The organism is Micromonospora sp. M71_S20 (assembly GCF_003664255.1).
GTDB lineage: Bacteria > Actinomycetota > Actinomycetes > Mycobacteriales > Micromonosporaceae > Micromonospora.
Map to the genome: position 1 here is coordinate 378,311 of NZ_RCCV01000004.1, position 18,977 is coordinate 397,287.

The 18,977-nt window shown below is 73.6% G+C and carries 11 protein-coding genes; 4 read left to right on the top strand and 7 right to left on the bottom strand.

Annotated elements, in window-relative coordinates:
* Positions 1-3 precede the first annotated feature (3 nt).
* From DER29_RS30830 to DER29_RS30840, 3 genes are read left to right on the top strand one after another with little or no spacing between them, the layout of a single operon-like run.
* Positions 4-2,724 (top strand): amino acid adenylation domain-containing protein, encoded by a 2,721-nt coding sequence (locus tag DER29_RS30830; protein ID WP_121401135.1) that lies wholly within the window; start codon positions 4-6, stop codon positions 2,722-2,724.
* Positions 2,721-3,989, top strand: a complete 1,269-nt coding sequence (locus DER29_RS30835; protein ID WP_199729621.1) for an MFS transporter — start codon at positions 2,721-2,723, stop codon at positions 3,987-3,989. The genes DER29_RS30830 and DER29_RS30835 overlap by 4 nt, the downstream gene beginning before the upstream one ends.
* Entirely contained in the window at positions 3,986-6,304 is a 2,319-nt protein-coding gene (locus DER29_RS30840; RefSeq protein WP_121401137.1) for a penicillin acylase family protein, read from the top strand. The genes DER29_RS30835 and DER29_RS30840 overlap by 4 nt, the downstream gene beginning before the upstream one ends.
* Before the next feature lie 100 nt (positions 6,305-6,404).
* Here the strand turns inward: DER29_RS30840 and DER29_RS30845 are convergent, their stop codons facing one another.
* Positions 6,405-7,475 (bottom strand): hypothetical protein, encoded by a 1,071-nt coding sequence (locus tag DER29_RS30845; RefSeq protein ID WP_121401138.1) that lies wholly within the window; start codon positions 7,473-7,475, stop codon positions 6,405-6,407.
* Positions 7,463-8,443 carry a LuxR family transcriptional regulator gene (locus DER29_RS30850; protein ID WP_158619118.1) on the bottom strand — a complete coding sequence of 327 codons (981 nt, stop codon included), beginning with the start codon at positions 8,441-8,443 and terminating at the stop codon, positions 7,463-7,465. Before DER29_RS30850 ends, DER29_RS30845 begins: the two co-directional genes overlap by 13 nt.
* Positions 8,444-8,684: 241 nt before the next feature.
* Here DER29_RS30850 and DER29_RS30855 point away from each other — a divergent pair, with 241 nt between their 5' ends.
* The gene (locus tag DER29_RS30855; protein ID WP_121401139.1) at positions 8,685-12,650 is read left to right on the top strand and encodes a S8 family serine peptidase; all 3,966 of its coding nucleotides are present in this window, start codon (positions 8,685-8,687) and stop codon (positions 12,648-12,650) included.
* Between the two features lie 91 nt (positions 12,651-12,741).
* On the opposite strand, the gene DER29_RS30860 is transcribed toward DER29_RS30855, so the two are convergent.
* The 5 genes from DER29_RS30860 to DER29_RS30880 are packed head-to-tail and all read right to left on the bottom strand — an operon-like array spanning position 12,742 to position 18,853.
* Positions 12,742-13,605: an ECF transporter S component gene (locus DER29_RS30860; RefSeq protein WP_233600274.1), complete on the bottom strand. Its 864-nt coding sequence runs from the start codon at positions 13,603-13,605 to the stop codon at positions 12,742-12,744.
* Positions 13,602-15,233: an ABC transporter ATP-binding protein gene (locus DER29_RS30865; protein WP_121401140.1), complete on the bottom strand. Its 1,632-nt coding sequence runs from the start codon at positions 15,231-15,233 to the stop codon at positions 13,602-13,604. Before DER29_RS30865 ends, DER29_RS30860 begins: the two co-directional genes overlap by 4 nt.
* Entirely contained in the window at positions 15,230-16,492 is a 1,263-nt protein-coding gene (locus tag DER29_RS30870; protein WP_370040822.1) for an energy-coupling factor transporter transmembrane protein EcfT, read from the bottom strand. Before DER29_RS30870 ends, DER29_RS30865 begins: the two co-directional genes overlap by 4 nt.
* Positions 16,485-17,396: a hypothetical protein gene (locus tag DER29_RS30875; RefSeq protein WP_121401141.1), complete on the bottom strand. Its 912-nt coding sequence runs from the start codon at positions 17,394-17,396 to the stop codon at positions 16,485-16,487. The genes DER29_RS30870 and DER29_RS30875 overlap by 8 nt, the downstream gene beginning before the upstream one ends.
* Positions 17,393-18,853 carry a prenyltransferase/squalene oxidase repeat-containing protein gene (locus DER29_RS30880; RefSeq protein WP_121401142.1) on the bottom strand — a complete coding sequence of 487 codons (1,461 nt, stop codon included), beginning with the start codon at positions 18,851-18,853 and terminating at the stop codon, positions 17,393-17,395. The genes DER29_RS30875 and DER29_RS30880 overlap by 4 nt, the downstream gene beginning before the upstream one ends.
* Positions 18,854-18,977 lie beyond the last annotated feature (124 nt).

An 18,977-nucleotide genomic window follows, 5' to 3' on the forward strand; every position in this document is an offset into this window, starting at 1 on the left:
CTCATGACGTCGACCGACCGCGCGCTACGGCTGCGTCGGCGGCTCGCCGGACGCCGCGACGTGTCCACACCGGCGCTCGGCCGGAACGCCACCGCGACGGTCACCGCCGACAACCTGGTCGCGGCCTTCGACGAGGTCGCCGGTCGGCACCCCGACCGGGTCGCCGTCCGCTGCGACCGGCAGGCCCTGACGTACCGGGAGTTGGCCAGCGCCTCCCGGGCCCTGGCCAGCCGGATCGCGACGGTCGCGCCGCCCGGCCAGCCGGTCGGCGTGCTGCTGCCGCGCTCGGCGCGGATGATCGTGGCGGCGCTGGCGGTGCTCCGCACGGGTGCCGCGTACCTGCCGCTCGACCCGGAGGCGCCCGCCGTCCGTACCGGCATGATCGTCGGTGACGCGGCGCCGCCCCTGGTGATCACCACGGGTACGCTGGCCGGCTCCCTGCCCGCGACGGTCGCGGCTGTCCTGCTCGACGCCTCGGACGGCGGCGGGGAGCGGCCGGACCCGCCCGCCGCACCGGTCCGCCCGATCGCGCCCACCGACCGGGCGTACGTCATCCACACCTCGGGCACGACCGGCCGTCCCAAGGGAATCGAGGTCTCGCACGCCAACGTCCTGCGCCTGATCGGCACCACGCAGCCACTGTTCGGGTTCGGGCCGGGAGACGTGTGGACCATGGCGCACTCGTTTGCCTTCGACTTCTCGGTGTGGGAGATGTGGGGGGCGTTGCTCACCGGCGGGTGTGTCGTCGTCGTCGGGGGCGAGGTCATGCGCGACCCGGTCGCCCTGCGGCGCCTGCTGCGGGCGGAGCGGGTCACGATGCTCAGCCAGACGCCCACCGCCTTCGGTTCGCTGGCGGCCCAGGAGGACGAGTACGACGACCGGCTGCCGCTGCGGTGGGTGGTCTTCGGCGGTGAGGCGCTCCGGTTCGCAGACCTGCGGCCCTGGGTCGCCAAGTACGGCGACGCCGCGCCCGAACTGGTCAACATGTACGGGATCACCGAGACCACCGTCCACGCCTCGTACCGCCGGATCCTCGCCTCCGACATCGCCGGCACGACCAGCCTGATCGGCGCCCCACTTCCCGACCTCGGCTTCCTGTTGTGGGACGAGGACGACCAGCCGGTGGCCGACGGCGAGATCGGGCAGATCATCGTCACGGGCGCGGGCGTGGCCCTCGGTTACCTGGGGCAACCGGAACTCACCGCGCAGCGGTTCGTCACCGTCACCGACGCGCAGGGCCGGCCCGTACGCGGATACCGCTCCGGGGACCTCGCCCGGCGGACGCCGTCCGGCGAGTACGAGTACCACGGGCGCAACGACGACCAGGTCAAGATCCGCGGCTACCGCCTGGAGTTGGGGGAGGTGCACGCCGCCCTGGTCGCCCGGCCCGGTGTGCGGCAGGCCGCGGTGGTGCCGCACACCTCACCCGGCACGGGAACGCGGCTGGTGGCGTACGTCGTCGGTGCCGGTGGCGTCGGTCCGGCGGAGCTGCGCTCCTGGCTGGAGGGTCGGCTCCCGGGGTATGCCGTGCCGTCCGCGTTCGTCCTCGTCGACGCGCTGCCGCGAACCGCCAACGGCAAGCTCGACCGGGAGGCCCTGCCCGACCCGGGCGCCGTCCTGACGCCACACGTGCCCGCAGACGTCGACGACGTCACGCGGTCCCTGCTGGCGATCCTGGCCGAGCTGCTGCCCGGCACCGAGGTCGAAGCAGACACCGACTTCTTCCGGCAGGGCGGGAACTCCCTGCTGGCGACCCGCCTGCTGGCCGCCGTACGCCGACAGTTCGGTGTCGTCGTCCCGCTGCGCGACTTCCTGAAGGCGCCGACGATACGAGCGGTGGCGGGCGCGGTCCGACGGGCCCGGCCGGCCGGGCAGACTGTGGCGTCCCGCCGCCCGGTCGACCTGCTGCCGCTGGGGGACCCCGTCGCGGGCCGGGCGCCCGTGGTGGCGCTGCCCGGCGTCTTCGGGATCGGCGCCTCGATGGCGCGGCTGTCGACGCACGTGCGGGGCCGCCCGTTCTACGCCCTGCACACCCGCGACCTCCTCCGGGCGCAGGACGGCACGCCGTCCTCCGCCGTCGCCGCGCAGGCCTGCCTGACCGAGCTGCTGCCCGTCGCCGATCCCGGGGTCCACCTCGTCGGACATTCCCTGGGTGGGGCGATGGCGCTGCACCTCGCCCACGCGATGCGGGCGGCCGGCAGCCAGGTGCGGAGCATCACCCTGCTCGACGCACCGAGCCCACGATGTCTCCACCAGCGCCTCTCCGAGGATCACCGGACCCAGCTGGTCGCCTTCCTCTCCGACGTCGCCCTCGCGTTTCCCGAGCACACCCGCCGGTGGCGCGAACTCTCCCCGCAGTCCGCGGCCGGGTTGGCCGACGCGGAACTCCTGCGTTGGGCCGCCTCCACCGCGGCGCCCGCGCTGGCTGCCACGATCGGCGAGCTCGCCCACGCCTTCGAGGACTACCGGACGATGGGACGGATCATGGCCGAGCCCGCGCCTGCCCTGGCCGTGCCCGCACTGCTGCTGGTGGCGGGCCTGGAGAGGTCCCACGACGACGACGGGCACACCGAGGGCTGGCACCTGGTGCTGCCGAACCTGACCGAGACGGTGGTGGCCAGCAGCCACGAGGGCATGCTGCGTGACCCCGGAGCGGCAACCGTCGCCGAGACAATGATCGAATTCCAGCACCAGCAGGACAAGACGGAAGGAAACCCGAGTTGACCCGGGAACCGGCTGCGAGCGCAGCGTTCCGCCCACCGCGACTGGCCAGGATCCTCGTCGGCGGTTCCGGCGTGATGAGCCTGGCCAACGGCGTGACGATTCCCTTCCTCGCCATCTTCCTCCGCAACGAACTCGGCCTGTCCGTCTCGACGGTCGGCCTGGTCATCGGCTCCTCCGTCCTCTTCGGCATCTCCGGCGGGTTCCTCGGCGGCGCGCTCTCCGACATCGTGGGACGCCGCCGGGTCCTGCTCTCCTGCCTGCTGGTGGTGATCGGCAGCTTCGTCGGGTTCTTCTTCGCGCGCGACGCCGTGACGGCGTTCGTCTTCAACGCGTCCATGGCGTTCGCCACCAGTGCCTTCAGTCCGGTCGCGAAGGTGCTCATCAGCGACCTGCTCCCCGTCGCGCTGCGGGTGAAGTGGTTCTCCTACCAGTACCTCGCGATCAACGCCGGCTACGCCGTCGGTCCGCTGATCGGCGTGGCCCTCGGGTTCACCGGCGCCCGGATCTCCTTCCCCGCCGCCGCCGCCGTGTACCTGGTCTACTTCGCCGTCCTCTGGACGGCCACGCGGCAACTGCCACGACCGTCCGTCGGGAACACCGGGCTGGCGACGCTCGGCCGCAGCACGGGCGCCATCGCCCGCGGACTGGGCGAGTCGGCCCGGGCGGTGATGTCGGACCGCCGCCTGCTTCTCCTGCTCATCGGCGCGATCCTGTTGGAGACGGTGCACAGCAGGATCTCGGTGCTGCTCGCCCAGAACTTCGTCATCGACTTCGCCGACAGCGCCCGGGTGCTCGCCGCTGTCATGACCACCAACGCGGTGGCGGTGATCATCCTCCAGCTCTTCGCCGCCGGCTACGTGCAGCGCTACAACCCGCTGAACGCCATCACCCTCGGCGGGATCCTCACCTTCGTCGGGATGGCCGGCTTCGCGATCTCCGAGCAGATGTGGCACTACATCGTGGCGATGGTGGTGTTCACCGTCGCCGAGACCCTGATCGTGCCGTCGGAGTTCGCGCTCGTCGACCGCATCGCGCCCGAGGACCGGCGCGGAGCATACTTCGGCGCACAGACCTTCGCGCAGGTCGGCGGGTTCACCGGACCGTTCCTCGGCAGCCTCGTCCTCGCGTCCTTCGGCGGGCCGGTCATGTTCCTCGCCATCGGCTCCCTGGCGATGGTGAGCGTCGCGATCTACCTGCTGGTCGGCCGGCGCATCCCTGACCTGAATCGCCATGACACTCTCCCGGAGACCGAAAAGGCGTCATGAGAGCCACGGCGGGCATCCTGCGCCTGGCCGCCTGGCCGAGCAGTCGTGCGCTCCGGCGCACCCGGGCGCTTTCCGTGGCGGCCCTGCACGGGACCGTCGACATCGACCGCGACGAACGCGGCATCCCGTGGATCCGCGCGGGCGACGAGCGTGATCTCTACGTGGGCGTCGGGGTCGCGATGGCGTACGACCGGCTGTGGCAGATGGACGTCCTGCGCCGGCGGGCGACCGGACGACTGTCGGAGGTGTTCGGCGGTCGCGCCGCCGGTTCGGACGTCCTCGCCCGTACCCTCGCCTTCGAGCGGGCCGCCCGCCAGAGCGAGGCGCTGCTCTCGCCGCCTGCCCGCGCCAACCTCGCGGCCTTCGCCCACGGGGTCGACACCGCGGTGCGCCGGATGCGGCGCCGCGGTCAGCTCCCGTCCGAGTTCCACCTGGTGAGGTACCGGCCGGGCCCGTGGTCGGTCGGCGACTCGCTGGCCATCGTCAAGCAGCTCGGCTTCCACCTGGGCCGCAACCTGCAACAGGAGGTCTTTCGTAGCCGGCTGCTGGCGGAGCGACCGGACCTCGTCCGCAGCTTCCTGGCGCCGAAGTACCCGCCCGGCGGCAGCGTCACCATCGCCGCCGACGCCCCGGCGGGGCCGGCGGCACGGCGCGGTGACACCGCGCTGCTCTCCGCGGCCGGCGCCGCCCACCTCGGCGACCTCTTCGCGGGCCGGCAGGGGAGCGGCTCGAATGCGTGGGCGGTGTCCGCGGCCAGGTCCGCCACCGGCTTCGCCGCGCTGGCCAACGACCCGCACATCCTGTTCACCCAGCCGAGCCTCTGGTACCAGCTGGGACTGGATCTCGACGGCGAACGCGCGTACGGGGTGACGGTGCCGGGCGTGCCCGGACTGGTGATCGGCGCCAACCCGGATCTCGCGTGGGGGGTGACGAACTCCACCATCGACACCCAGGACCTGGCCGTGGGGGAGCGGACGGACCCGACGGGAGAGCCACGGTGGTCGCAGACCAGCGTCGTCCGGGTGCGAGGCGGAACCGATATCTCCGTGACCGCCGCGGGCGGGACGGGATACGTCGACCTGCCGGGCCCACCCGGTGCGGACGTCGAACCGGTGGCCCTCTACTGGAGTGGTCTGCACCCGTCCACCGAGGCCGAGAGCTGCCAGCGGATGTGGCGGGCGCGCGACTACCCGGCGTTCCGCGAGACCCTGCGGGGTTTCGGTGTGCCCGTGCTCAACCTCGTCGTCGCGACCCGCGACGGTACGGTCGCGCTGCGGACGGCCGGAATCGTGCCCCGCCGTGACCGTCAGGAGGGCCTCGCCCCGGCCGGCGCGGCCGAGGTGGCCGGTCGCTGGAGCACCACGCTGGCGTTTGACGAGCTACCGGAGCTCGTCGATCCGCCAGCGGGCTTCGTGGTCAGCGCCAACCACCAGATCCTGCCCGACGGGGTCGCCCCGCACCTGGGCAGCGACTGGGGCGGACCGTACCGGGCCGACCGGATCGAGGAGCTGTTGACGGCGACGCCGACGGCCCGTCCGGCCGATTTCGGCGCGTGGCAGATGGACCTGCGCAACGGGCGGGCGCGGCGCATCCTGCCCACCCTGCTGAAGGCGCTCGACGAGAATCCACCGGAGTCGCCGCTGGCCGTGTTCAGCCATCGGTCGTTGGCCGCCTGGGATGGCAGGGACGACGCCGATCAGGCCGCACCCCTGGTCTTCGGGGCGCTGACCCGGGTGTTGACCGAGCGCTGGATCACCCGCCGGCTCGGTGCGGCCGTCGCCGACGCCATGACCGATGCCACCCTTCAGGTGGACCACCTGGTGATGGATGCGGACGCCCGCCGGCGGCTCGGCGAGACGGAGGAACTGCCGGCCGTCGTCGCCGACGCCCTCACCGAGGCGGCGCGCCGACTCGCCGACAGATTCGGCGACGACGCCACCGGCTGGCGCTACGGCAGGGCGAACCGGATCGCGGACCAGCATCCCCTGGCCGCGGTGTCGGACACGCTGCGTTCGCTGTACGGATCACCCCCGACTCCGGTGGGCGGCGGCGGGCAGAGCGTCTGTCTGATGTACCCCGACCGCGACGGCCGGGTGGTCGAGGGCGCGCCGTGGCGCTTCGTCGTCGAGTTCGGCCCCTCCGGCAGCACCCGCATCCGCGACGTGCTCCGCCACGGCAGCTCGGGCAATCCCCTCTCGCCGCACTACGGGGACCAGACGCCGGCGCACGCCGAGGGGCGGCTGTACGAGGTACGCCTCGACAGCCCGCCGCAGGTGCGCAGCCGCCTGACCCTGACGTCCCGGACGGCAGGGTGATCGGATCACGCACGCCGAGGCGTCGTCGCGGCGCACGAGCTCACGGACCGGCGGTGGCAGCCGGGACGGGTCGTCCACGGCCGAGGTCGACCGCCCGCCGCTACTCGAGCTGAGGTGATCCCTGAGACCCGCCAGTCTCCACCGCGGCCGGCAGTCGGGGTCGGTGACCGCCGCTGACCGGGCAGCGACGGCCTGCCGACACCTGCGGGGCGGGGGACATCTGGCGGAACGCCGCCTGGACGCCGGCCTGGAACCGGGTACGCGCGCCGAGGTCGCTCATCAGGGTGGCGATCCGCCGTTGCACGGTGCGGTACCCGACGCCGATCTGGCGGGCGATCGCTTCGTCGGTCAATCCGGACAACAGCAGCACCACCAACCGCCCGTCGTCGATCTCCGTGGTCCGGCTCCGGCCTTCGCCGGCACTGCGGTGGGCGGGCAGGTGCAGTGGCACCGCCCGGCGCCAGAGACTGTCGAACAGGGTGCGGAGCGCGTCGAGCAGCGCCGACGGGTGGACGATGATGGCGCTCTCCTGCCCGATCGGGCCGGGCTGCATCGGCAGGATCGCCTGCTGATCGTCGGCGATGTACATCTTCATCGGCAGATCAGGCAGGACACGGGCCTGCTGCCCGGTGCGGATCAGCTCCTCGATCGTGGGCAGCCCACCGCTCTCCTCCACGGCCGCACGGTCGTAGATGCAGCGGCACTGCACTCCGGCGGCGAGCAGCTCCCGGTCGGTCGCGGCGGTGCTCTCCAGGTGGACGTACGGCGGCTTGTCGAAGCAGCACAACTCCCGCCGGGCGCTGCGCTGCACCTGGTTGACCGCCTGCCGCACCGCGCGCCGGCCACGCACCACCTCGACGACGTGTGGGTCGACGTCGGCACGGGCGTCCCGGTAGGCCTCCGTGAGCCGCAGGAAGTGGTCGTGCGTCCGGTCCAGAACGGCCTCGCGCTCCTGGAGGAGCCCGGCGACGACGTCGGTGGCGGACGCGGTGTACCGGGGCGGGGTCCCGGGCTGGACGCCGACCAGGCCGGCGGCCTCGAGCCGGGCGAGCGCGTCGGACAACCGGACCGGCCCCGACCACATCGCGGCGAGCTCGGCGAGGGTGGTGCCGGGGCGTTCGAGCAGCAGGTCGTAGGCCATCTCCTCGGCGTCGCCGATCAGTTCGTACACAGGTCCTCCCGGTCCTCGGCGGTCAGCCAGCCGCGCTGGACGGCCTGGTAGCCGGCCTGGAACCGGGTCACCGCGTCGAGCCGGGCGAACAGTCGGTTCATGTGCCGCCGGACGGTGCGCGCGTGGCAGCCGAGGTGCTCGGCGACGTCCTGTTCGGTCAGTCCGGCGACCAGCAGCGCGAGCAGGTCCCGTTCTAGGTCCGACGGCGCGTCCGGGTCCGACTCGACCCGCTGGCGGACCCCCACGTCCAGCGGCACGGCCCGTTCCCAGAGGCTCTCGAACAACGCCGACAGCGCCGACAGCAGGACGGAGTCGCGGACCAGCAGACAGGTCTCCAGCGCGAGGTCCGGTCGCAACGGTACGAGGCCGACCTGCCGGTCGCAGAGCATCAACTTCATCGGAACGTCCGCGACCCGGGCGTGCTCACCCGCCGAGACGAAGCGGGCAAGCTGGGCGAGCCGCCCCGGGATGGCCATGCCCTCCCGGTCGTAGATGGTGCGCATCCGTACCTGCCGGCGCTCCGCCTCTTCGGCGGGCAGGGCGAACGCGTTCAGGTACGGCGGCGCATCGAAGATCAACAACTCCTGCCTGGCGCTGTCCTTGAGGTTCTGGAAGGCGGCGTGGATGGCGTCGCGGCCGTGGAGCACCTCGACCAGTTCCGAGTGTTCGGCGGTCGCGGCCCGCTGGAACCGGTCGGCCATCCGGGTCACCCGCTGGCGCAACTCGCGCAGGGACTCCCGGCGCTCGGTCAGCAGGGGGCCCAGCGCGACGTCGGGCGCCACCGCCGTCCACCGGGGAGGCTGACCGGGCAGCCGGGTGGCCAGGCCGAGCTCGGCCAGGCGCGCGAAGTCGGCGGTCCCGGCGACGTCGGCCGACACCGGCTCCGGTCTGGCGACCAGTGACTCGTAGAGGGCCTGCTGCCCGGGAGACAGGCCGAGGTCGGGGAACGGCCATTGATCATCCCGCATCCGGTCATGCTGCCCCTGAACTGGCGGTGGCGACAAGGGGTCGTGTGGTCGATCGCCCGGCGGGTGATCCGATCCGTACCCACCGTCACCTGCGACGACGAGGGCCCCTTCGAGGTGTGCCCCATTCACGCCAGTGGCGTGAACCAGGCAGACGGGCGGCTTCCGTGCCGCCGAACCCGCTGCGAAGCTCCACGGGACGCATCCGTTCCCCCTGCGTACAGCCCCTTGGAGAGGAATATTCATGTCGAGCCTGATTCCACGGCGATCACGGCGTGGCGGGGTCGCCTGCGGCCTCGCCGTCGCGGTGGCCGTCGCCACCATCGGGGTCCCGTCACCGGTGACCGCCGCACCGACGGCGGGCGAACCGGGGCCGAACCCGACCGCGACGCGCACCGTGACCGCCGGGACCGGCGACGGACTCGAGGCAACCGTCACCCTGATCACCGGCCACCGGGTGCGGTACACGGAAGGAGCGGACGGCAGGAGCAGCGCCACGGTGGTCAGCTCGCCGGACGGTCCCGCCGCTGCGGACGCGTTCCGTTCCTACTCGGACCCGACCGGGGTCTACGTGATTCCCCAGTCGGCGCAGGGCCTGGTGGCCAGGGGCCTGCTGGACCGGGAACTGTTCGACGTGCAGTACCTGGCCCGCAACGGTTACGGCGACGACGCCGCCCGGACGATGCCGGTGATCGTGAGCTACGGCGCGGGTGCGAAGGCCCGGACGGCCTCCCCGGCGGCGCTGCCCGGCACCACCGTACGGCGTGACCTGCCCAGCGTGGCCGGCGCGGGCCTGGTCGTGGACAAGGCCAGGACGGGTGACTTCTGGACCGCGCTGACCGGTGGCGCCGACCGGTCCGCCGCCGCCCGTGGGCTGGCGGCGGCGACCACCGGACCGGTACTGGGCTCGGGAGTCAGCAAGGTGTGGCTGGACCAGAAGGTCAAGGTCGACCTCGCCGAGAGCGTGCCACTGATCGGTGCGCCGCAGGCGTGGGCCGCCGGGCTCGACGGCACCGGGGTGAAGGTGGCGGTGCTCGACACCGGCATCGACGCCGACCACCCGGACGTGCGGGGCAAGGTCGTGAGCTCGAAGAGCTTCGTGCCGGACGTCGCGTCGGTGGCGGACGGGCACGGCCACGGCACCCACGTCGCGGCCACCATCGCCGGCACGGGCGCCGGCTCGGCCGGGGCACGCAAGGGCGTCGCCCCCGGCGCGGACCTGCTCGTCGCGAAGGTGCTCAACGACGCCGGCAACGGTGACATGTCGTGGATCATCGACGCGATGGAGTGGGCGGCCACCAGCGGCGCGAAGGTCGTCAGCATGAGCCTCGGCGGTGCGCCGACCGACGGCACCGACCCGGCCAGCCAGGCGGTCAACCGGCTGACCGCCGAGACGGGCACGCTCTTCGTCATCGCCGCGGGCAACTCCGGCCAGGAGAACACCGTCGGCGCCCCCGGTGCCGCGGACGCGGCCCTGACCGTGGGTGCGACCTCGAAGACCGACGAACTCGCCAGCTTCTCCAGCCGCGGCCCCCGGCTCGGTGACCGGGCCATCAAGCCGGACATCTCCGCCCCCGGCGTGGGGATCGTCGCCGCCCGCGCCACCGGCACCTCGATGGGCACGCCGGTCGACAACCTCTACACCTCGGCGAACGGCACCTCGATGGCCACTCCGCACGTGGCGGGCGCCGCCGCGGTGCTGGCCCAGCAGCACCCGGACTGGACCGCCGCCCAGCTCAAGCCGACGCTGATCGGCACCAGCAAGGACAACGGCCACACCGCCTACCAGCAGGGCGCCGGCCGGCTGGACCTGGCCCGCGCGATCCGCCAGCAGGTCACCACCAGCACGGTGAACGTGGATTTCGGCACCGTGTCGCCGAACACCGATCCCCGCATCGAGCGGCAGGTCGGCTACCACAACCCCACCGACGGGCCGGTCACCCTCACCCTGACCCCGGCGCTGCGCAAGATCGGCGGCGGCGACGCCACCGGTGCCCTGTCCACGGCCGCCTCGGTCACCGTGCCGGCTCGCGGCACCGTGCAGGCCACGGTGACCCTGGACGCCGCCGGGCTCGACATCGGCAGCTACACCGGGTCGCTCGTCGCCACCGACGAGGCCACCGGGACCCGGCTGACCCTCGCGGTCGGGCTCATCCGGCAGCCGCCGATGCGCCAGGTCACCACCCGGATCCTCAGCCGGCCCGGCGAACCCATCGCCATCGGGGCTGCCCCCTGCGATTTCCGCAACCTCCGCGACGACACGAACTACCAGGTCATGATGACCGTCCCCCTGGGCGGCAAGGACATGCAGGGCACCGGGTACGTCCCGGACGGCGAGTACCACCTGAGCTGCTGGGGCGCCTACTGGGGCGACGGGAGGTCGTTCCGGCACCAGGCCTGGATCGAGGACCCGCAGTACAAGGTCACCGGGAACACCACCATCGAGTTCGATCTCGCCCGCGACCTGGTGGAGGTCAAGAAGATCGACACGCCGCTGCCGAGCGAGGCGGTGCACCGGGCCATGGGCAGCAGCTTCTCCACGGCGTCCGGCGCCAACTACGCCAGCGTCTGGTACAGCGGCCCGGGGCACGGGTACAGCTGGCGGACCCACGTCGTGCCGACCCGGGCCAAGCCGACCATCGGTGACTACTGGACCTGGTTCGAGCAGATGCTCGCCGCGCCGGAGGCCACCACCACCGTGCACGGCAACGGCCGGGTGAAGGTCGAGCCGACGTACCTCACCGACGCCGAGTTCGCGCCCAAGTTCACCACCGACCAGCGGCTCCAGCTCGCCAGCCGGGCGGACCTGCTCGCCGGGCGCGACGTCAGGGGCAAGCTCGTCTTCCTCGACACCCCGGCCGACTCCTGGTACGTCGACGACATCGAGCGGGCCGCCGACGCCGGAGCGGCGGGCGCACTCCAGTACTTCGCCGGCCGCAACGATCCCGGCTCCTACGACCAGATCCCCCCGTACGACGTCGTCAAGCCGCGGCTGCCGCTGCTGTGGCTCGACGGTGACCAGGGAGCGAAGGTGGCGAAGGTGCTTGCCGGCGCGAAGCGTCCCTTCGTCGACATCGACGCCCAGGTCGTCAGCCCGTACGAGTACAAGCTGCGGCACCACACCGAAGGCCGGATGCCCGCCAAGCCGGTCGGCGCCGTCCGGCACCGGGACCTCGTCCAGGTCCGCAGCGAGCAGCACGCCCAGGTCTCCGCGCCGCAGTACGAGACGAACGCGCACGAGGTCAGCCACACGTACTCTCCCGGGCAGAACTTCAGCGCCAACGCCGCGCACGCGTACAACGTGCCGGTGGCCCGGACCGAGTACTACAACGTGACCGGTCCGGAGATCCTCTGGGGGCGGTACTTCACCGTGCACAACCCCGCCGACGGGGCCAGCCGTAGCTCCGACCACGTGGGCATGTTCCCCCGGGCGATCACGAGGACGGAGAAGATCCACCAGCCGCCGGTCGTGCTGGGTACCTTGCCGGGCCACTCCGCCCTGCCCAGCACCTGCATGGGGTGCCGGGACGGGGACACCATCTACCTGCTGGAACGCTCGTCGTCGGCGGCCGACCTGACCAGTACCGTCTCGGGCGCCCGCCGGGTACAGGCGAGCCTCGAACGCGACGGCGTCCCGGTCACCCCGAATCCGCCGCCGGGCCGGGGGACGAACTTCATGCACTGGACCGTGCCGTCGGTGCCGGGCCAGTACACGCTGCGTACCGTCCGCCACGACAACTTCTCCGGCCAGACCCTGGCGAAGCGGATCGCCACCGACTGGACGTTCCGGTCGGCCAGCGCGACCGGCACCGTGCAGCAGCCGGCGTCCTGCTACACCGAGCAGATCCGCATCGGTAGCGGCCGGTGCGACTGGCAGCCGCTGATCCAGCTCGAACACGACTTCGACCTGTCGCTCACCGACACCACGACGGCCGGGCGGGCGTACCGGTTCGAGGTCACCCCGCACGCCGCGCCGAACGCTCCCCGGATCGCCGGGCTGCGTACCTGGGTGTCGTACGACGACGGGGCCACCTGGAAGCAGGCGGTCGTCGTGCCGGGCCTTGGCGGCAGCTACCACGCGGTGGTCGTACACCCGAAGCTGGCCGACACCAGCGGTGCGGTGTCCGTACGCACCGAGGCCTGGGACCGGTCGGGCAACCGCGTCGTGCAGACCATCGACCGCGCCTACGGCCTCACCGACGCCCGGTAACCCTCACCCCCGCACCCCGGTCGCCCTCCGTGCCCCCCGTCGCGGAGGGCGACCGTCTTTCACGTCGGGCTCGCGCCTACGCCGAAGCCGGTCACGTCCCGGGCGGCAGTGGTGTCGGCGGTGGGGTCGGAGGTGTGGTGGCCGTGGCCGGCTGCGGATCGGGCGCGGCGAAGGTGACTGGTGCGCCGAACGCGGCTCTTCGGGCGGCACGGCGCAGCGCGGCGAGGACCGCGGGTCCGGCGAGGACGATCGCCACGGCGGTGGTGATCGCACGTCCGGTGTCCCAGCCGAAGGTGGAGGTGACCGCCGTGAACACGGCGAAGCGGTGCAGGTTCTCCAGCAGCGGCGCCCCGGCGACGTAGGAGAGCTGGGTGTTCGCGCCGATGCTGAACGGCCAGAACCACAGGTTCATCAGCAGCCCGTAGCCGTAGGCCGCGAGCATGCCGTAGCCGGCCAGGGCGGCGATCTCCGCCCGGCCCCGCAGCCTGGCGGGTAGCAGCCCGGCGCCGAGACCGATCCAGGACGCGGCCAGCATCTGGAACGGCAGCCACGGCCCGACCCCCGCGGTGAGCAGTGCGGAGGTGAACAGCGACGTCGAGCCGAGCAGGAAGCCGAACCCGGGCCCGAACACCCGGCCGGCGAGGACGAGGAGGAAGAACACCGTCTCGATGCCTGCGGTGCCGGCGCCGAGCGGGCGCAGCGCGGCGTTGACGGCCGCGAGCACCCCGAGCATCGCCAACGCCTTGCTGTCGATGCCGCCGGAGCTGAGTTCGGCCAGCACCAGGGCCACGAGCACCGGCAGCACCACGAGGAACACCAGCGGCGCCTCGCCGGTGCGGGCGGTGCTCTCGGGATCAGCGGGGACGAAGAACGGCCAGGTGAAGGTCGCCAGTGCGGCGGCGGAGGCCAGCACCAGCACGACAGCGGTGCGCGGGGCGACCCGCAGCACGCTCACCCCGGCTCCCCGGTCGTGGCCAGCGCGACCGCGACCTGCTCCACGGTCAGCCACGGCGCGGGAGCGAGAACCTTGGCCACCTGCGGGGCGAACGCCGGCGAGGCGAGCATGACCTCCGCCGTGGTGCCGTCGGCGACGACCTCTCCCTCGGCCATCACCACGACCCGGTCGGCGAGGGCCGCGACGAGCTCGACGTCGTGCGTCGCGATCATCACCGCCCGGCCGGCGCCGGCCAGCTGTCGGACGACAGCGGTGAACTGCCGCTTGGCGCGGTAGTCCAGGCCGCGGGTCGGTTCGTCGAGCAGGACCACCGGCGGGGCGGCGGTGAGCTGGACGGCGAGCGCGAGCGCGAGCCGCTGCCCCTCGGACAGGTCACGGGGGTGCCGGTCCGCGGGTATCCCCGGGGTGAGCTGGTCGAGCATCGACCGACAGGTGCCGGCGGGTGCCCCGGTCTCCCGGTCGGCCTGGTCGGACTCGGCCTGCACCGTCTCCAGGTACAGCAGATCGCCGGGGGTCTGCGGGACCAACCCGACATGACGCCGGGCCCGGCCCGCCGGCAGGGCCTTCGGGTCGACGGTGCCCCGCGCGCCGACCACCGCGACGGTGCCGCCGTGGCGGGGGCCGCTGCCCTGCAATGCCCAGAGCAGGCTGGACTTGCCGGAGCCGTTACGCCCCATCAACGCCACGATCCGCCCCGGAGCCAGGTCGACGTCGACGCCTGCCACGGCGACCGTCCCCGGATAGCGCACGACGACCTTGCGCGCCGTCAGCACGGGGGACACCTCCGGGACCGCCGCGTCGGCCGGTACCGCCGCGTCGGCGAGCCGGTGGCGCAGGGCGGCCGCCCGCCGGCGGGCGTCGCGTACCGACAGCGGCAACGGCGTCCAACCCGCGAGACGGCCCAACTCGACCAGCGGCGGTGCGATGTCGACACCGTCGAGCACGGCGGCCGGCTCCCCGTCCACCACCCGACCGTCACCGGGCAGGTGCAGCAGCCGGTCGGCGTACTGCACGACCCGTTCCAACCGGTGCTCGGCCAGCACCACCGTCACGCCGAGGTCGTGCACCAGCCGGGTCACCACGGCGAGCACGTCCTCGGCCGCGGTGGGGTCCAGCGCGGAGGTGGGCTCGTCGAGCACCAGCACCTTCGGGTGGGCGGTGAGTACCGCCCCGATGGCGACGCGCTGCTGCTGCCCGCCGGACAGTGTCCGCAGCGGCCGGTCGCGAAGCTCGGCGATGCCGAGCAGGTCGAGGGTCTCCTCGACGCGCTTGCGCATCACCGTCGCCGGCAGGGCGAGCTGCTCCATCCCGTAGGCGAGTTCCTCCTCGACGGTGTCGGTGACGAACCCGGACAGCGGGTCCTGCCCGACGACGCCGACGACGTCGGCGAGGTCACGCGGCGGATGACGGCGGGTGTCCCGGCCGTCCACCGTCACGCTGCCGTACAGGGTGCCGCCGGTGAAGTGCGGCACCAGCCCGTTGATCGCCCGCAGCAGCGTGGACTTGCCCGTTCCCGTACGGCCGACGACGAGGCAGAGCTCGCCCTCACCGATGTGGAGCGTCACGTCCCGCAGGGTCGGGCGGACGCTTTCGGCGTAACGGACGGTCACCCGGTCGAAGTCGATCACGAAGGGCCTCCCTGCGCGTGGGACGACGAGGTCGGGTGACTCGCTGCACCCGCCGGTGCGGCGCCGACGGGAGCATGTGGCGCAGGCGACGCGCCGGCGTTCCGCGCGGCGGCCGGTCGGGCGAGCGCGGGCGGCGGCGCCAACCAGGCCGGTGCCGCCGCGACCACGACGGCGAGCAGCACCAGCGGTGTCAGCTCGGGCCAGGTGAGCGGGCTGACCGGCGGATACAACAGCTCCGGATCGACCGAACCGGCCAGTACCGTCAGCGCGGCGGCGCCCAGCCCGCAGCCGGCCACGAGCAGTTCCGCGCCCCGCCAGTGGTCCGGCCGGTAGCGGCTGCGCCGCACCCGACGGCCGGCCAGCAACATGCCGGTCACGGCGGTCGACAGGCCGACGACGAGCATCGGCAGGCCCAGGTAACCGGGTCTGGTGGCGTCGAGCAGCCCGTACGTGCCGGCGCAGACGCCGACCAGCCCGCCGAGCACCAGCGCACCGGTGACGGCGCGCTGCCCGGCCGGCACCGCCGGGGTGCGGCCGTAGCCCCGGGAGTCCATCGCCGCGGCCAGGGCCAGAGACCGGTCCAGCGCGTCGGCCAGCACCGGCAGCGCGATGCCCCGCAACGCCCGTACTCCCCGGCCGGAGGCACCCCGCAGCCGCCGCGCCCGACGGACCCGCAGCATGCTCTCCACCAGTTGCGGGGCGACCGACAGCGCCACCACCACGGCCGTGCCCACCGCGTACAGGGCCCCGGGCACGGCTTTGAGCAGCCGCTTCGGGTTGGCCAGGGCGTTCGCCGCGCCCAGGCAGACCAGCATCGTGGCCAGCCGCAGCCCGTCGTAGAACCCGCCGAGGAGCTGCTCGACGGCGACCGGCCCGAACAGGCGGATCCCCGCCGCCCACGCGGGCAGGGGGATTTCGGGGAGCCGGATGAGCACGTGCTCGCCCTGCCCGCCGCCGAACACGATCCGGAACACCACCCGCATGGCCACGATCACCGCGCCGAGCACCAGGTACATCCGGAACGCCAGCGCCCACGGCGCATCGCCCCGCCGCCGGACGACCACCAGCGCGGCGACGGCGACGAGCAGGCCCAGCGGCAACGGATTGGTGGTGTGGCTGGCCGCGGTGGCCAGGCCGAGCGCCCACAGCCACCACGCCCCGGGGTGCAGCGCCCGCGGCAGTCGCGCCACCCGGCCCATCGACCGTCCCCGGTCGGCCCCTCCGGACATCTCCGCCTGGTGAAGCCTCCGGTCAGTCATCCGGCTCGACGGCCCGCCGCCGCCGTGCGGCCAGCAGGCCGCCCACGCCGAGCACGACCAGCAGCAGCACGCCGGCCGCCGTGCCCAGCGGAACACCGCGAGCGGCACGGGAGGCGGCGACCTCGGTCACCACCGGCTGGTCGACGGAGCTGCCCGACGGTGAGCCGACGGCACCGCTCGCAGGTGGTGTCGCGGCTCCCGCGCTCGGTGTCGGGCCCGGGCCACTGGCCGTCGGCGTACCGGTGGGCAGCGGCGCGGGCCCGGAGGATCCCGGCACCGGTCCGGCCGCACCGGGGCGGCCGGCGGTGGCAGGGGGTGGCGCGACCGGTCCGCCGCCTCCTGCGGGCGGCGGGGCGACCGGGCCACCGCCCTGGGTGGGCGGTGCCGGTGGCGGCGGGGGCGAGGGCGCGGGCCGCCTCGGCGCCGCGCCCGGTCGGGGCGCGTCGCTGGCATCGCGGTTCAGGGAGAACGACCAGCCCTCGAAGCTGCCGGCCGGCGGCCTGCGGTTGAGCACACCCTTGTCGCTGTACGTCCAGCTGCCGCCGCTGGCCGCGTGCCAGTACGACCAGTAGGCGCTGGCGGGCGGCGTGTCGACGCACTTCTCGGACGCCGTCGACGGCTTGCCCTCGATCCGGCAGACGAACCCCTCGCCCCAGCGCAGCGTGCCGGTGATCTGGAAGCCGGCGTTCTTGAGCGCCGCCAGACCGGTGGACTGCTCGCCCTGCGCGCACCGCACCACGGTTCCGCCGCCGAGTTCGTTGAAGTCGACCACCACAGTGACACCGGAGGCGTCCGGGCAGTAGCCGGCCGAGCCGGCGGCGCTCGCGGGGGTGCCCGGTCCGGCCATCGTGCCGGCGGCGGTGAGGGCGACGACCAGACCGGCGCGGGCGGCCCGGACGGTCATGCCGCCCGCCGACGGCTGAGCACGAGGAGCAGCACCCCGCCCCCGACCAGCAGGAACGCGATCAGCACGTAGCTGGTGACCGCCGCGCCGGTCGTCGGCAGCCCGCCCAGGCCGGGGGTGGTCGGGGTCGCACTCGGGGCGGCGGTCGCCGATGCCGTGGCGGACGGCGTCGGCGGCCCGGTGGTCGCGGACGGGCTCGGCGTCGGGCTGGCCGTCACGGTGGGCGTCGGTGATCCGGTGGGCGTGGGGGAGGTGGTGGCCGTCGGGGAGGCGGTAGGCGTGGGCGAGGCCGTGCCGGTCGGGGTCGGCCCGGGGGACGACGGCGGCGGGTCGAGGCCGATGCGCCCCAGCGGCACCTGGACGAGACCGAGCAGGGCCTGTGGGGTGGCCCGGCGCCATTGGTCCCGGTCCATGATCCCGGACTCGACGGCCGTTGCCAGGCTCTCGGTGTTGTAGGCGATGGCGCCCGCGTCGGCGGCGGCCGCGCCACCGTCTGCCGCGGTGAGCTGTAGCGCGGCCAACGCGCCCGCGGCCCGCGCGGCCTCGGCGTCGCGGCCGGCGGCGGCGAGGGCCTGTCCGGCGAGGCCGGTGCTGTTGGAGTTCGCGCCGGTGGTCGGGCCGGAACCGCCGAACGACCCGTCGGCGTGCTGCTGGTCCACCAGCCAGTCCGCGGCCTTGCCGGCAGCTTCGGTCGCACCGGTGGCGCCGTCGGCAGCGGCGGCGAGCAGCGCCTGCACGGCCATCGCGGTCGAGTCGACGTCGAGGGTGGCGCCGGCCTGCTCGTAACAGGACGGGGACGGGCCGGCGGCGGTGTCGGGGTAGAGCCGGAACCCACCGGCCGCGCACTGCTGCCGGACGAGGAAGTCGACGGTGTCCTGCGGCACGTCACCGCTGCGAGCCAGGCCCAGCACCGCGAAGGACTGGTCGAAGGTGTTGCTGGCGTCCGGGCCGCTGTCGGCGGTGGTGCGGCTGGTGATCCGCCCCCGCTGGTGCCCCGCGTCCGCTCCGGCGACCAGCGACAGGGTCTCCGTCCGCAGGTCGAAGCCGCCGAAGTCGGTGGGGTCAGCTCCGGCGGCGGAGGCGGCGTACAGCAGCTTCGCGGTCGCCCCGCCGTCGGTGAAGCCCGGGATGCCCCAGTCGTCGTAGCTGTTGTAGGACCGCACGTGCGCCGCCACCTGCGCCGTCGCGGCCTGACGGACCGGCGCGTCCACCCCGGTCGCGGACAGGGCGAGGACTCCGTCGACGGTCAGACCCCAGTCCGGGCCGCCGAACGGGCCGGGCAGCACCCCGTCGGCGAACTCGCCGGCCAGCCACGAAGCCGCGTCGCGCGCGGCGGCGGCGTGGGCCGGGGCGGGTGCGGCCACGACGGTCAGGGGTACGGCGGTGAGCGCGGCGGTCGTCGCCGCCGTGGCGGCAAGCACGCCGACACCGAGGCGCCGGGAGCGGGACCGGGACATGAGGGGTGCCTTTCGCGGAGCGGTCGGTGGAAGCTCCGGAAAGCACCCGGGGACAGCGACACCCCGCTCGCGTGATGCGATGAGCGGGGGTGGAGCGGGCCTCGGTGGCCCGGACTTCACCCTG

Bases quoted from the DNA above. Each gene is read 5' to 3' on its own strand.
- DER29_RS30855 (WP_121401139.1), top strand. From the start codon at position 8,685: ATGTCGAGCCTGATTCCACGGCGATCACGGCGTGGCGGGGTCGCCTGC.
- DER29_RS30880 (WP_121401142.1), bottom strand. From the start codon at position 18,853: ATGTCCCGGTCCCGCTCCCGGCGCCTCGGTGTCGGCGTGCTTGCCGCC.
- DER29_RS30870 (WP_370040822.1), bottom strand. From the start codon at position 16,492: ATGACTGACCGGAGGCTTCACCAGGCGGAGATGTCCGGAGGGGCCGAC.
- DER29_RS30840 (WP_121401137.1), top strand. From the start codon at position 3,986: ATGAGAGCCACGGCGGGCATCCTGCGCCTGGCCGCCTGGCCGAGCAGT.
- DER29_RS30875 (WP_121401141.1), bottom strand. From the start codon at position 17,396: ATGACCGTCCGGGCCGCCCGCGCCGGTCTGGTCGTCGCCCTCACCGCC.
- DER29_RS30830 (WP_121401135.1), top strand. From the start codon at position 4: ATGACGTCGACCGACCGCGCGCTACGGCTGCGTCGGCGGCTCGCCGGA.
- DER29_RS30850 (WP_158619118.1), bottom strand. From the start codon at position 8,443: ATGCGGGATGATCAATGGCCGTTCCCCGACCTCGGCCTGTCTCCCGGG.